Annotated in this window: 15 protein-coding genes, 1 other RNA gene and 1 other annotated feature; of the genes, 8 read left to right on the top strand and 8 right to left on the bottom strand. The window is 36.6% G+C overall.

Annotated features, from left to right (window positions below):
* Nucleotides 1-151: 151 nt before the first annotated feature.
* Nucleotides 152-811: a cysteine peptidase family C39 domain-containing protein gene (locus KTJ72_RS03660; protein ID WP_217304168.1), complete on the bottom strand. Its 660-nt coding sequence runs from the start codon at nt 809-811 to the stop codon at nt 152-154.
* A 137-nt stretch (nt 812-948) separates the two neighbouring features.
* Here KTJ72_RS03660 and ssrA point away from each other — a divergent pair.
* The 4 genes from ssrA (at nt 949) to KTJ72_RS03680 (ending at nt 3778) form a co-directional block, all read left to right on the top strand.
* Nucleotides 949-1319: a transfer-messenger RNA gene (gene ssrA, locus KTJ72_RS03665) on the top strand.
* Nucleotides 1320-1619: 300 nt separating this feature from the next.
* Entirely contained in the window at nt 1620-2735 is a 1116-nt protein-coding gene (locus KTJ72_RS03670) for a family 20 glycosylhydrolase (protein WP_217304169.1), read from the top strand.
* A gap of 63 nt (nt 2736-2798) precedes the next feature.
* Nucleotides 2799-3260, top strand: a complete 462-nt coding sequence (locus KTJ72_RS03675; RefSeq protein WP_217304170.1) for a hypothetical protein — start codon at nt 2799-2801, stop codon at nt 3258-3260.
* Nucleotides 3261-3409: 149 nt separating this feature from the next.
* Nucleotides 3410-3778: a hypothetical protein gene (locus KTJ72_RS03680; RefSeq protein WP_217304171.1), complete on the top strand. Its 369-nt coding sequence runs from the start codon at nt 3410-3412 to the stop codon at nt 3776-3778.
* Between the two features lie 24 nt (nt 3779-3802).
* Here the strand turns inward: KTJ72_RS03680 and KTJ72_RS03685 are convergent, their stop codons facing one another.
* Nucleotides 3803-4414 carry a histidine phosphatase family protein gene (locus KTJ72_RS03685; RefSeq protein ID WP_217304172.1) on the bottom strand — a complete coding sequence of 204 codons (612 nt, stop codon included), beginning with the start codon at nt 4412-4414 and terminating at the stop codon, nt 3803-3805.
* Nucleotides 4415-4741: 327 nt separating this feature from the next.
* Between KTJ72_RS03685 and serC the strand changes: the two genes are divergently transcribed.
* Nucleotides 4742-5812, top strand: a complete 1071-nt coding sequence (serC, locus tag KTJ72_RS03690; RefSeq protein WP_217304173.1) for a 3-phosphoserine/phosphohydroxythreonine transaminase — start codon at nt 4742-4744, stop codon at nt 5810-5812.
* Between the two features lie 5 nt (nt 5813-5817).
* Complete coding sequence (locus KTJ72_RS03695; protein WP_217304174.1) at nt 5818-6975, top strand: phosphoglycerate dehydrogenase; 1158 nt, start codon at nt 5818-5820, stop codon at nt 6973-6975.
* Between the two features lie 33 nt (nt 6976-7008).
* Here the strand turns inward: KTJ72_RS03695 and KTJ72_RS03700 are convergent, their stop codons facing one another.
* The 4 genes from KTJ72_RS03700 to KTJ72_RS03715 form a co-directional block, all read right to left on the bottom strand.
* A complete protein-coding gene (locus tag KTJ72_RS03700; protein ID WP_041152569.1) occupies nt 7009-7911 on the bottom strand; it encodes a hypothetical protein in 903 nt (300 codons plus the stop codon).
* Between the two features lie 282 nt (nt 7912-8193).
* Nucleotides 8194-9396 carry a GH25 family lysozyme gene (locus KTJ72_RS03705; RefSeq protein WP_217304175.1) on the bottom strand — a complete coding sequence of 401 codons (1203 nt, stop codon included), beginning with the start codon at nt 9394-9396 and terminating at the stop codon, nt 8194-8196.
* A 184-nt stretch (nt 9397-9580) separates the two neighbouring features.
* Entirely contained in the window at nt 9581-10543 is a 963-nt protein-coding gene (locus KTJ72_RS03710) for an NAD(P)H-quinone oxidoreductase (protein WP_217304176.1), read from the bottom strand.
* A gap of 303 nt (nt 10544-10846) precedes the next feature.
* Nucleotides 10847-11239, bottom strand: coding sequence for a tautomerase family protein (locus tag KTJ72_RS03715; protein ID WP_217304177.1), 393 nt, complete (start codon nt 11237-11239; stop codon nt 10847-10849).
* Between the two features lie 158 nt (nt 11240-11397).
* Nucleotides 11398-11606, top strand: a binding site (T-box leader).
* A 57-nt stretch (nt 11607-11663) separates the two neighbouring features.
* Here KTJ72_RS03715 and asnS point away from each other — a divergent pair.
* Complete coding sequence (gene asnS / locus KTJ72_RS03720) at nt 11664-13052, top strand: asparagine--tRNA ligase (protein WP_041152566.1); 1389 nt, start codon at nt 11664-11666, stop codon at nt 13050-13052.
* 20 nt (nt 13053-13072) lie between these two features.
* On the opposite strand, the gene KTJ72_RS03725 is transcribed toward asnS, so the two are convergent.
* Nucleotides 13073-13399 (bottom strand): hypothetical protein, encoded by a 327-nt coding sequence (locus tag KTJ72_RS03725; RefSeq protein WP_217304178.1) that lies wholly within the window; start codon nt 13397-13399, stop codon nt 13073-13075.
* Nucleotides 13400-13575: 176 nt separating this feature from the next.
* Here KTJ72_RS03725 and KTJ72_RS03730 point away from each other — a divergent pair, with 176 nt between their 5' ends.
* Nucleotides 13576-14082, top strand: a complete 507-nt coding sequence (locus KTJ72_RS03730; RefSeq protein WP_041152564.1) for an HdeD family acid-resistance protein — start codon at nt 13576-13578, stop codon at nt 14080-14082.
* A gap of 54 nt (nt 14083-14136) precedes the next feature.
* Here KTJ72_RS03730 and KTJ72_RS03735 read toward each other — a convergent pair whose 3' ends face one another.
* Nucleotides 14137-15006 carry a GRP family sugar transporter gene (locus KTJ72_RS03735; protein ID WP_057197613.1) on the bottom strand — a complete coding sequence of 290 codons (870 nt, stop codon included), beginning with the start codon at nt 15004-15006 and terminating at the stop codon, nt 14137-14139.
* Nucleotides 15007-15221 lie beyond the last annotated feature (215 nt).

A 15221-nucleotide genomic window follows, 5' to 3' on the forward strand; every position in this document is an offset into this window, starting at 1 on the left:
TTTTCTAGCTACCATTTGAGATCCCATACCGTTTAGGTATGTGTTAATTACATTTAATTTATCTTCTACTTTATATTTAGACACAAAAACACCCCAAAGTTTTGTACAAACTTTGGGGTGCAGTGCACCATTTGGCTGTCTTTTTTATTTTCTAGTAACTAATGGCCTTGTATCCACTTCGTTTCCATAGCTTAGTTAATTCCTTAACTGTAATCGTCTTGTTCAAACCATCTTCTGGATCAAAGTAGAAGAAGACGCGGTGGTTAAAACCAAATAGGACAATACATTGATTGTCTCGTCTGCCCCATAACATCACCGGGCGGTTACGATTAATCTGGCTTCTCACACGACGGTATGACTTCTTGGTCAAATCCTTGTATGATCCAACACTGTTAACTAGGATGCTTTTAAAGGTTGCATCAGATAAGTTATCAGTAATATTGCCTAACTTATCGTAAACGTCAAAATCTGATCTAGAGAAATGAACCAATACTGATAACGCCTTTTCTTCATTAGAAGCTTCGGTATTATCCTTACTAGCCTGTAGATTTAAGATTCTGTAGTTCTTACGAATAAATTTGTTGGGAATCCATCCGGCATCATTTTCGTTTTCAAAGTGAAACCATAGATGTTTTTGGTAAAAACCGATTTGATCAATTTCAAATTTTGCTTTTTCGTCTGAATGATTGAATGCTTTGCGTTGATGCTTCCCCGCTTGCATTTCATTGACGTACCACTTTTCCATCTTACGGTGCTTTAAACGCACGTAAAAATGTGGCACATTTTCGTTTGCAATTGAATTGCTTTTCATTAATTCACCCTCATTTATTTAGGTATAGAATCCATTATAACAATAAAATGGTATAAAACGCACCCTAAATGGTGTTTTATATGATAATATCGTTTCACTGTCCTTATAAATATGGTAACATTGATATGTACCTTTTTGGGGGCGTTATGGATTCGACGGGTATAGTTCGAATTCGGATTGCGTTCGCAGCGGCGTCTGCTCAACCGTCCAGTTTTTAAATTATAACTGCAAACAATAATTCAAACAACGTCGCTTTAGCTGCCTAATAAGCAGTCTACGACAATCCAACTAGCTTTGCCTAGAGGCTAACTTGGGTTTTATAATTGATAGGCTTACGTTACTTGCTCACACCTGAAGTTAAGTAAAAGAGATTAATCAGGTTAGCTGATCATGTTAACCCCGGAATACGGTGCTTTGGTCAGTGAAACTTCAAATAGTATCCCTATGAGCGTAGATATTCGAATGGCGATATGCTCGGACGCGGGTTCGACTCCCGCCGCCTCCATAATATGTAAAAAGGATTGTAATCGTTGATTACAATCCTTTTTTGTTATATAAACCACATACTTCTAAAACGACAAAACTAATGGACGAGATACAGCAGATTTCCTAAACCTCATTGATATGACATACTAAGTTAAAATCAAACAATTAAGTTATTCCGAAAGTTTCATTTCTTGATCCCGCTATCGGGACAGTACATATATAAAGATGACTGCTAGTAACTAGCAGTCATCTTTTATACAAATCTCCATTTCCGCCCAATTATGATATACTTATTCTCATATAAGTATAAGGAAGCGATAATGTGAAGAAAATCATCACTGCTTGTTTAACCGCTGTTGTTGTACTATCAAGTGCTTTCTCGTTTGGGATTACATCATCAGCCAATAGTATTCAGGGTAACAAAGGTATGACATTGGATTGTGCGCGATCGTTTTACTCGCCTAGATTAATCCGTAAATACATTGATACCCTGTCCAAAAATCATGCCGAATTCATGCTGCTACATCTGACAGACAATGAACGATTTGGTGTTGAGAACAGCTATCTGGGTCAAACCACCAAAAAAGCCAAGGTCAAAAATGGTATCTATTTCAATCGAAAGACTCACAAGGCATTCCTAAGTAAAGCTCAACTAAAGAGTCTGATTAATTATGCCCAACAAAGACACATCGAGTTGATTCCAGAAATCGACCTTCCTGGCCACGACAAAGGGATTTTAAAACTGCTTAGTTATACCAAATCAGGTCGTCGTTTAAAGAAACAATTGGTATATCGAGACGGCTATAATGAGTTTAAACTGTCCAAGAAAGGCACTCTAACGCTTTCTAAGAAAATACTATCCGAATACCTACCACTATTGCCTAAGGGTAATCATATTGGCATGGGCGCTGATGAAATCTCTTTGGATAACAAGACTGAAGAAAATAACTTCGTTAAATACATCAACTCAATCGATTCATTTGTGAACCAAAAAGGTTATAAGCTAACCGCCTGGAATGATAGTTTTCATAAACGCACCATCAATAGATATCACAAAAACATTACCGTCTTCTACTGGAGCCAAAACGGCCAACAAAGTGATCCTGATGACAGGAAAGAACTAATCAGATTGAGAGCCACTCTTCCTCAATTAGTCCATCATGGTTTTAAAGTCATTAACTGTAATTTCTACTATCTATATGTAATTAATTTCCCCAAAATGTACACGGCACCATCTCGTTTTCATTGGAAGGAATTGCTGGATAAATGGAACGAACGCGTCTGGGACGACAACAATACATCCGATATTTATAAGGGAAATCAAAAGATTGATTCCGCCCTATGTATCTGGAGTGAACCACACGAAAAATACAGTTCATCCAAGGTATATCAACTATCACAAGAATATCTAAATGAGTTTTTGCAACATCAAGACTAATCTAGTCGATTATTAAATCTTTTGTGTAATAATTATTTTACCCAATAAAGGAGATTGCTTGCCATGCCAAACGATGAAGAAATCAAACCAAGTTCCTACAAAGAATATCTTTCTTACCTTGTCTTCTACAACGGTGATCTTACTGATACCCTAATAAATGATTTAGAAGAAGATTTCGAGTTTTACTACGCTTACGATATCAAGGATTCAAAAAAAGAATTAAACACTGACGACTTACAGACGGTTTACAAAAAAGTCGCTGATGGTGAGTATGAAGAAATCAACGATAAAGAATACAAAGAAGCTGCATTTGAAATCTATGACATCATCCCCAGCTGCATCTATGATTGGATGATTGATTTTTTCTTCTATGACGGCGATGACGTTGATGAATTAAACGAAGAGTTATTAAGAGACTTTCCTGCAATCAAAGCTGCTCATATGGACCGAGCATGGATGAATGAAGATTACACTACTATTCGTGAACACAACCTATTCGATATGCAAGAATTTCCACAACTATAAAAAAGAAGCCATTACGGCTTCTTTTTTATATTAGCAATTAAGTTAGAAAATTCATCTTTCTTTGGTTCGATTAGTAATAAATCTGCATTTTTCATAGTTAAATTCTTTCTTATTTTTAATATTTGAATGATAACATTATCAAGAATTTTATGATAACTGATATTGATAGAAGGAAGGGAAAAACGATTCGTAGAGACGTTGTTACAGGTGGGTTTCAACTCATCGGATCATTTATCAACCTATTCATATTTACATACATAGCATTACCATTAATTATTGGTGACAATACTAATCAAGAGACTATTCTATTGGGTGTATTAATCACCTTTATCAACTTGTTCCAGGTTATCTTTACCTTCATTTCTGCCAGTAAGAAGAAACTATTATCAGCATCGTTTATCATCTTATTGATTGAAATATTCATAATCGGTCTAGGTAGTCACTTTCCGTTTAAAGAAACACTTATCATATCACTATCAACAATTGTTCTAGCAATTCAGATAATGATGTTCGACTAAAAAAGAGCCAGTATGGCTCTTTTTTTAATACAAGCGATTAAAGTAATCCAAGTAGTATTGGTTATTCTTCAATCTAATCTTTGTCACGGAAGTGTTGTCCGGTTCAATCACAGACATTGGATCATCTTGTTGTTTCAATGCCACCAACATGGCTGACTTTACAGTGAAACCATGTGATACCAAGATGAACTTGCCATCTGGATACTTTGCAGCAACTTCTTCCATGAATTCACCGACTCGTTGTTCGACGTGTTCAAAGGTTTCACCATCGGCTAGCGGTGCATAACTAGGTAATACATCCTTTAGTTCTTCATCAAACACTTCCGGATATGTCTTCATCAATTCGGCATTGGATTGACCATCCCATTTGCCATATGATATTTCCAACAATCGTTCGTCTTTTTCGATTGGTAGGCCCACTCCTGCGTTTAAATAATCGGCAGTATCTTTAGTTCTTTGAAGTGGACTTACATAGATTTTATCAGCAAAACTAATGTCAAAATGATCATGTAAATGCTGTGCTTGTTGTTTCCCTAAATCGGATAAGTAGGTGATTTCAGAGTTAATTGTCCCCTGCTTTAACCCCTGTTGATTGGCGAATGTTTTACCGTGGCGAACAAAATAAAACTCAGTCAAAATAAAACTCTCCTTTCAATGAAACACGTATATTTTGATTTATTATAACATTTTTGTTTGCAAATTATTATATCTGTGTTAGAATTTGGTTAAATTAAAGGAGGAGGTAATTAAAAATGTTAAAAAATGCAAATATTAATAATTTAATTGTCTCTTCCTGGTCTACACATCCATTTATGTAGGCCTATTTATACGAAACTTATGCCCTGCATAGATGGTTAACATTTTGTGGGGTCGATAAGACAATACACTTGAACTAGTGGCCTCACAGAACTGTCTCTGTGGGGCTTTTTTATTTCGCTTAATCTATTTTTGGGAGTGAGAATTGTGACTGTATATAATTTTTCAGCTGGTCCAGCCGTAATGCCGAAACCAGTTATTGATCAGATTCAACGTGAGATGCCATCATTTGAAGATAGTGGCATGAGTATTTTGGAGATTTCACACCGCAGCACCCTGTTTGAAAATGTATTAAATGACGCTAAGCAAAACATCAAGGACCTAATGCACGTCCCTGATAACTACCATATTCTTTTCTGCCAAGGTGGTGGAACCGGTCAGTTTGCCGCTGTTCCGTTGAACTTAGCTAACCACAGAGAAAAGATTGCCTTTCTAGATAGTGGTCATTGGAACAAGAAGGCCTATCAAGAAGCAGAACAACTGGGTTATGGAATCGATGTCATCAAAGATGATGGGCAGCTTCCATATCCAAGCGATAACTTTGACGAAACCCTTTATGATTACTTGCATGTAACCATCAACAACACGATTGAAGGTTCTACATACCATCCCAATCATTTACCAAATGTCAAAGACATCCCATTAGTCGGTGATATGTCTTCCAACTTCATGGCTGAATCATATGATGTGAACGACTTTGGTCTTATCTTTGCGGGTGCGCAAAAGAACTTGGCTCCAGCTGGCCTAACAATCGTTATCGTAAGAGACGACCTAATCGACCCAGCCAAACATATCCCAACCATTCTAAACTACGAAGCATATGCCAAGAAGAACTCAATGTTCAACACCCCACCAGTCTTCCCGATTTATGCTGCCAAACTAACCACTCAATGGTTATTGGATAACGGTGGTATTCCTGCAATGGAAAAACAAGACCAACAAAAGAGCAATATGCTATACGACTATCTTGATCAATCAAGCTTATTCCATAACAACGTCAAAAAAGATGAACGCTCATATACCAACATCGTTTTTACAACTAATAACGATAACTTAGACACACAATTCGTCGACTTCGCGGCCGACCACGACCTAATCAGTCTAAAGGGTCACAGAAGCATCGGTGGACTTCGTGCCAGTCTATACAACGCAATGCCAGTCGAAGGTGTTGAAAAACTAATTGATGTCCTAACTAAATTCGAACAAACTCGGGGGTAATAATTATGTATAACGTTAAAACTTTTAATGCCATTTCACAGGATGGTTTAGATAAATTCAGTGACAAATACCAGATTAACCAAAGCGACAATCCAGACGCATACCTAATTCGATCAGCCAACATGTTAGACGCTGACTTCCCTGAAAACTTAAAGGTAATTGTCAGAGCCGGTGCTGGTTTTAATAACCTACCAATCGATCGATTATCCGAACTAGGCATCGCCGCCTTCAACACTCCCGGAAGTAACGCCAACGCCGTTAAGGAAGTCGTCTTATCCATGATCATCGCTTCTGTTCGTCACCTCTTCCCCGTTGCGAACTTCTCAGCCAACAACTTACACGCTGACATCTCAAAGATGAAGAAAATCGATCCTCGTTTCAAAGGAACCGAAATCAGAGATAAAACATTAGCCGTGATTGGTTTAGGCCATGTCGGTTCACTGGTGGCCAACGCCGCAAACGACCTAGGCATGGATGTTGTCGGATACGACCCCTACCTATCATCAGACGCTGCATGGCGCATCGAAAGTGATATCACTCGTGCAAACACCCTAGAAGATGCAATTAAGGATGCCGATATCGTCACTGTTCATGTTCCTAAGAACGATGAAACTACCAATTTAATTGATGAAGAAGCTATCAAACAAATGAAACCTGGTGTAAGTATTCTAAACTATGCCCGTCTAGGCATCGTCAATAACCAAGCAGTCGTTGATGCTTTAGATGAAGGAAAAGTTGCTTCATACATTACCGATTTCGGTGATGACGTCTTAATGAACCGCAAAGACGTTGTCATCACCCCCCACATCGGTGGATCAACTGTCGAAGCCGAAGGAAACGGTGCCGTCAGAGGTGCTAAGATTATCCAACGTTACCTAGAAACTGGTAACCTATCACAATCATTAAACCTTCCTAACATGAACGTTTCAATGCACTCACCTTTCCGTATCACCTTAATTCATAAGAACATCCCTAACATGGTTGGTCAAATCGCCACCAAGGCTGCCGACAACAACTTTAACATCAACCAAATGAGTAATGGTGCTAAAGGTGAAATGGCATACACAATGGTTGATTTTTGCGACGAACCAACTGAACAATTATTAAATGATTTAAAATCAATCAACGAAGTTATTCGTGTTCGTGTTATCAAACGCAAATAAAAAAAGGAAGTCCTCATGGACTTCCTTTTTTATTTATTTGTATTTAGTATCAGCTGATAGAATAACGATGTTTACTTGAACGGTAATGCTGGTTCTAATCACTCTTAGCCCAATTCCATAGTATCTTAATCCATCTGCCTCATTACCTAGTAGTTGGGTCTTGTGGCTATCACCAGAAGCACCATCATCGGTAATCATTTCGTTAAAGTACTTAACGTAATCTGAGATATGGTAGTAGTTCTTATCTAGTGTGGCATAGCCATTTGATTCGTATATGTCGTTTTGATTCTTAACAATCTTCATTCTTTGACCATCTAAGATAGCAGCTTCTTGACGATGACGTTTGCCGTCTCTGGTAGTGTAATGTGAAGCTTCCCCCATGGTTGGATCAACATAGTTGGCACGTTCCTGCGCCACCTTGTCTAATCCACGACTTAAAATCCATGAACCGTTGTCAGTCTTTTTTCTTTGTCCTTGGACGAAGTTAACAAACTTATCTCTAATTCTAGATTTGATTTGACTATCAGATAGTTGAGTGAGTTGGCGACTATCTAAGTCAGAAGAATCATTGATACGTGGTGATAGTTGGTATGTAGACTTGGTAGTCACCTTTCTTTTCACAACATAAAGATCTGATGATTTCATCCAACCCGATTTTTTACCACTCTTGCTTTGAATTAATTTATATGTAGTCTTTTTAACCTTAGCAGTTTTCTTTTCGTATAGTGATTCTTTTCCGAAGTATTTTTTAGCGGATTTAGTTTTAATCTTTTTAATTTTTTGTGTGTCATATAAGCTGGTATCTTTTTTCAAACTAACTTGTGCATCAGATGCATTATCCTCAGCTTTAGCGTGTTGTGTATTTGCCATCATTAGACCTGATGAAACAATTCCAATCATCATTATTGTTTTTAATGCTTTCAGGGGTACTTTCATTTAAGCCACTCTTTTCATTTCTTAATTTTTTCTTAAGTTAACAATTAGAGATTATATAGTGTTTTATAAGATTAAGAAAGATGTAAGATACTTAAATTTTATTTAAGGGTTTTGTATATTTTTATACAACAAATACAATAAATGATACGTTATGAACGTTTTTATAATGATTACCATTATTTTTTATACATTTTTCTAATGAAAAAGTTTTAAATTTTCCTAAATTTTTTTGCATATTTAGCACAAAAAAGACATCGTATTCAAACGATGTCTTTTTATTTATTAAATTCCACGTTGGTAAATCCAACCAATGAACTTACCTTCGTAATAACATTTGTAGTAATAAGTCTTCCAACCATCTTTAATTGCACGACCAGTAATGTGGACGGTCTTACCTGCGTATTCACTTGCTGTTCCCATTGCCTTGAAATCAGCAAAATGACTTTGAGTTACATGGTTATAGAATCTGTAATTACTATTTAGTTTAACTTTTTTGTGCATGTTAACTTTGGAATAACTAATGTGTGGACCTAATCCATTTTGATTGATCCAACCTAATAACTTACCATTTTCGTATGCACGGTAATAAGTACGATCATTTACGGTTGCCTTTAAATCTACCGTTACATTCTTACCATGGAATGTACGACCATAGTGAGTTCTGTGAAGTTCACTAAAGTAGTTGTTTCCAGGAACATGGTTGTAGAAGTTATACTTAACGGCTGTCTTCACAGTCAATGTCTTGTTTTCCTTTGTGTATGTCACATTGGACTTTGGCTTACTTGGCTTGTTATTGTTGCTGTTATTTGTAGCATCAATAAACCAAGAGCTACTCTTTTGTGTTAATACACTCGCATCGACATATTGGTTCAATGCTGGAGAATAAAAGTGATCTGTGTATTGCCATAAAACATGTTCTCTTTGTGGTTCATTTGTTTGGTAAGCTGCTAACCAGTAACCATCATATGAACTAACGGCATCGGCGGCATGAGAAACCATGAAGCTTTGGTATGAGTAGAAAAGAATCTTTCTATTACCAACTAGTGGTCTCAAGGCATCAACCCATGCTTTGGTAGCGGCATTAGTTCCACCTGATTTTACAGTTTGTTGTTCATAATCGTTAACATAGAATCTAGCTTCTGGAGCACGACTGTATAATGTCTTTGCTTCGCTAGCTGCATCTGAAGGACTGGTATATTGACTGAATGAATATACTCCGTATGGAACACCATACTTCTTCATTAAAGCAACGTTGTGGGCAAAGGTCTTATCATGGTAGGCACTACCGAATTGAACACGAAGAATTACGAAAGGAACTTCGTTCTTCAATGTCTTCACTTGATTATCGGTGAAGTTACCTTGCCATTCAGATAAATCGTAAACGTTGTTAGATACGGCATTACTCTTTACTGAAGTAAATGAAATACATAGTACCCCGATTAACGCGACCCCAAAACTCATCAATAAATACTTTAGTTTATACATACTCTCATCCTTTAACAATTATGATTATCTCTATTGTACAATCTAAATATTGCAAGAATGCTATACACAAGTTACAATTTTTCCCAATTTCTTTACAAATTATTAAATATTTGGTTACAAATTGTAAAATTTTTAATCTTGACATTTTTAAAAACAACAAAAGGACGCCAAATTGGCGCCCTTTTTACTTAACATTTAAGATAATTTTACCGGTGTTTTGTTTCTCACGCATGCATGATAAAGCTTGTTCTGACTGGGATAAATCAAACTCGTTGCTGACATGTAATCTGATCTTATTATCGGCTAACAGGTCATAAACATCATTACTGAAATCACTGATTAGTTTGGCCTTGTACTCATTACTTCTTGTTGATAATAATGTTCCGGTAATCGAGATTCTCTTACCAATAATATCCATGATATTAACGTCTTTAATCTCGCTTCCACCAAGGTTACCAATTAAGATAATTTGGCCATCCAGTGCTACTGATTGAATGTTTTGTTGATAGTAACTGGCACCAATGAAGTCTAATATTAAGTCAGCACCATGACCATTAGTAATTCTTTTTACCTCTTCAGCATAGTCAGTATTGCGATAGTCAATTGCGTAATCAGCACCATAGTCTAAACAAATATCGGTCTTTTTGGTACTAGAGGTTGTGATAACGGTTGCCTTAGTAAGTTGTTTAACCAATTGAATCGCTGCGGTACCCACTCCACTAGCTCCGGCATGAATTAATACTGTTTGATTATCTTGTAGCTTTCCAATCGTAAATAGAGTTTGATAAGCGGTTAGAAAACTCTCTGGAATCGTGGCAGCTTTCTTGTAATCAACGTTAGCTGGAATTGGCATTAATCGTTCTGCCGGAACAGCGATGTATTCGGCATATCCACCATCATCAATCAATCCCATTACGCGGCTTCCTTCATTATACTTTGTATTATTTCCGTCAACGACTTCCCCAGCCATTTCCAAACCTAAGACCGTATCGTCAGGTTTAACCTTTTGATCCGCCCATAACAAATCAACGTGATTAACGCCGACTGCATGGATTTTAACTAAAACATCCCCATCTTTTAGTTCTGGCATGGGTGCATCAACCAAGGAATTAGATTTTTTTACGCTGGCAATATTAACCACTTTCATATATATAAACCTCACTCTTTTATTTTTATTTAAGATAGACAACATGTCTAATCAGTGTATTTACTAGTTTCTAAAAAAATATATTAGCTACTTTTAACCCAGTGATTAAATTAAGTTCATTTCGTTTAATATTACGCCTAATATATCTTATACTTTGTTACTAAACTTTTATTTAACGATATCCTCACATCGTGCTATTATCGACTTGAAGCTGATAACTTGATACACCTTTTCAATTCAGCTTATTATCTTAACTTACAAACTAACTCTACATAAAAAGTGCGGCTCAATAACCGCACTTTTTTATTTTAGTGGACCATCAATAAATTGAGCGACTCCGTTTCCGAAGCTCCAGTCCTCATCGGTATTGGTAGTTAGGTTAATCATTAAGTCGGTCTTCTTGATGCCTAGCTTGTCCTCTAGTTGTTCAGCCAAGTCATGGTAGAATTTCAACTTTTGTTCCTTAGTTCTTGGTCTGGTAGTAAGACTAAATACGACAACGTCGTTCGTACGATCAAAGCCTAGTCCGGTATCTAAGATGTTCATTTCAAAATCTTCATGTTGAGTTAGAATTTGGTATCTATCTCCATCTGGAGCACCGAAACAGTCTAGCATGACATTGTAGGAAATATCCATTAGTTGCTTTAAGTAATCGCGGTCGTGCCCCTTGATTACGTCAATATTCATCTTTGGCATTTTGCGTTCTCCTTACATAAAATAAGTTATTTAATGAAACCATTATCCAATATGTACATATCTAATGCAATCAATACGCTTTTTTGTCTTTGACCTACTTTTATATTGTAATTAATGTCAAAATAGTGGTAATATTTAAATGTGAAAATAGTTAATATGATAGAACTATAAATACGGATGAGTAGTTAATGAATCTTATCAGCGAGTTAAGGATAGTGAGAGCTTAATAATACTTTCATCAATGAATAACACCTATTTGTTTTCGTTTTGAATCTTTAGTAGAAACGAACGCACATCAAAGCGTTATTTGATTGAGTGGCCTATTTATAGGCACTTTAGGTGGTACCGCGGAACTTTCGTCCTAATTTCGGACGGAAGTTTTTTATTTACCGCTATTTATAGTTTACGGAAAGGCGTGAATCACATGACACAACTAAGTGTTAAGGATCTATACACTAAAGATCTAGAAGATAACACAACAGTTTCTCTTGAAGGTTCAATTAAGACCATTCGTGGTTCAAAAAACATCAGTTTTATCGAATTAAACGATGGTTCTTGCTTCAAGAGTGCTCAAATTATCGTTAAAAAGAGTAACGAAAACTTTGAACAAATCAGCAAGCTTCCAATCGCTTCAACAATCACTGTTGAAGGTGCCTTTGTGAAGACTCCAGATGCTCCTCAACCTTTTGAAGTGCACGGAGAAAAAGTAGAACTAGTTGGTCGTTCAGACTCTGACTACCCTCTACAAAAGAAGAAGACTTCTTACGAATTCCTACGTACTATCGCTCACTTGCGTCCACGTACTAATACTTTCTACTCAGTATTTAGAATTCGTTCACTAGCTGCATTTGCAGTTCACGAATACCTACAACACAATGACTTTGTTTACGTTAACACCCCAATCATCACAAGTAGTGATACTGAAGGTGCCGGTGAAATGTTCAGAGTTACAACTATGGACATGGACAACCTTCCAAAGGATGACCAAGGTCACGTAGACAACTCAAAGGACTTCTTCAAGACTGAAACTAACCTAACTGTTAGTGGTCAACTTCCAGAAGAAGCATTCACTATGGCATTCAAGAATGTGTACACTTTCGGTCCTACTTTCAGAGCTGAAAACTCACACACTCCTCGTCATGCTTCAGAATTCTGGATGATTGAACCAGATATGGCATACACTCGCCTACCTGGTATGATGGATGTCGCTGAAGGTTTACTAAAATACGTTATCAACTATGTTTTAGATCATGCTAAGGATGAACTAGAATTCTTGGACGAAAACGTTAAACCAGGCCTAATTGAAAAACTACAAAAGACTGCTAGCGAAGACTTCGCTCGTGTTACTTACACTGACGCCGTTAAATTACTTCAAGAAGCAGATGTAGAATTCAAGGTTCCAGTTGAATGGGGAATTGATTTACAATCAGAACATGAAAGATACTTGTGTGAAGATGTATACAAACGCCCTACTTTCTTAACTGATTACCCAAGAGATATCAAGGCATTCTACATGCGTGATAACGACGATGGTAAGACTGTTGCCGCTGCTGACTGTTTAGTACCAGGTATTGGTGAAATTGTTGGTGGTAGTGAACGTGAAGAACGTTACGACGTCTTAAACGACAAGATTAAAGAATTTGACTTAAACCCAGAAGAATACGACTGGTACGAAGACCTACGTAAGTACGGTGAAATCAAGCATTCCGGTTTCGGTATTGGTTTCGAACGTCTAGTTATGTATGTTACTGGTATGGAAAACATCAGAGATGTTATCCCATTCCCACGTGAACCAGGTAGCGCTAAATTCTAGTAATTAAAAAGACAGGCAGATTATTCTGCCTGTCTTTTTATTTTGCCATCAGGATTAATCTCAAAGATGCCTAAATCACCCTCATTACCCAATTGAATCTCTTCTTTTGAGATTGCTTGGACAACGAATAATAAATCATCGACGTCAAAGCCACGTGGCACCATGATTAGTTGATCATCTTCTTTGGCTAAGTAATCCGATAATGCTCTTTCAGCATCAATAAACGTTTCAACTTTGCCTGATTGATTAACCAAGTTAGTGTCTGGAAAGAAGTAACCAAACTCACCTCTAAATTTAACCTTGATGAGATTTTTGTGACGTTCTAAAACTGTAATTACTCTACCCATGTTTTTCCCTTCAATCGTTTTTAATAATCACAATTATACCGATAATTCATGAATGTTTAAAATATTTTAGCTTTTCACCACAAACGTTAAAAATTCTTTAAATTACGCGTCATAATGATTTCGTCGTATTACTTTGAATTATAATTAAGATAAGCCAATTAAAAGAGGTGAAATTCATGAATAGAATCAATGAATTCGATCCATTCTCATTTATTGTCGGTATCTTAGGTGTAATTGCTGGAGTTATTTCAGTATCTAGACCTGATGTAGCATTTAGTACTGTCGTACTTATCGTTGCGGTATTCTCAATCATTAGAGGTATTTTCAAACTTACCCACATGACTGATATCTTCGACTCAAAGGGTTGGATTATTTTTAACAGTATTTTAGATATTTTAATCGGTGTTTTAATGCTATTCAACGGAGCATTCGGAATGCTATACATTGCAATCTTCTTTGCAATCATGTTCATCCTGGACTCATTAACTGCATTATCACTTGCCAAATACGTTAAAAACGTCAGCCACGGTTACTACATTATGGATGTAATCTTTGCTATCCTTGGTGTAATCGTTGGTATTTTATTACTAATTTCTCCAGTAGCATCTGCTCTATCAGTTGCTTTCTTGGTTGGAATTTTCTTCCTAGTGAGCGGTATCTTAATGATCGTTCATTCAATTTAAATCCAATAAAAAAGACCTGCCACTAACTGGCAGGTCTTTTTCTTGTATGTTTTATTATTCTAAGTGACCGATTAGGATTGCGGCAATCACAATCATTAGTAAACCGATAACTGTGAAGATAATTTCTTTTCTGTTTTTGTTTTCCTTTAGGATAATTAGACCACCTAAAGTTGAAACAACAACGTTCATTTGAGTTAATGGGAATGCGTTAGCAACACCGTTTAACTTCAATGAAGTTAAGTATGCTAGAGTACCTAGTCCACCTAGTAAACCAATGATTCCACTCTTAAATGTAACCTTTGATTTTAGGTAACCAAATGCTTCTTTGCCGTTCAATACGAATGTAACGATAACAGCACCCAAGAACATACCGAATGTTTGTGGTAGTAATCCAACTAATCCCGAAGCATTAGTAATTCTTGGGAATACTGAACATGCAGTGTATCCGAATGATCCGATGATTAGTAGAGGCATACCAGCCTTGTAATCAAGCTTCTTTCTAACAACACCCTTGTCCACGTAACTGGTACAAGTAGTTCCTAGAATTAATAGTGCGATACTTAAGAAACCAATTAACTTGGCTAATGGAGAACCCCATTCACCGAAGAAGATAACCCCACATAGTGGAATTTCAATTAATTGAAGACCAGTTGAGATAGGCATTGCAGTAGAAACATTCATCTTAGTGAATGAGCTGAATTGCATGTATTGAGCAACGGCCCATGCAACCCCACCTAAGAATGGCCATAGGAATTCTTGGAATGAAATAGCAGGTCTAGTAAATAGGTAGATAATAATACCAATTGCTAATTGACCATATCCAGTTCCTAACACTTGTTCAACAGGTTTACCACCAAACTTGGTAGCGATTAGTGGTCCTACCCCCCATAGAATAGCGGGTAATATTCCGATTAAGATATCCATCCTAACACTTCCTTTTTATACTCTGATTATAATTATAATATCTATTTTCATTTTAATGAAGTAAATCGAAAGTGATTACTCCACCGTTTAACATTTTTCATTATACATTTATCCTAATACATAGTAAAGCGCTTACATAAAAAATTACCATTTTTACTTTTTCTTAATATTTCCAGTCATTTTTTAGACTCGACCAAATAAAAAGCTAACTATGA

The sequence above is a fragment of the Apilactobacillus waqarii genome (genome assembly GCF_019061205.1).
Taxonomy (GTDB): domain Bacteria; phylum Bacillota; class Bacilli; order Lactobacillales; family Lactobacillaceae; genus Apilactobacillus; species Apilactobacillus waqarii.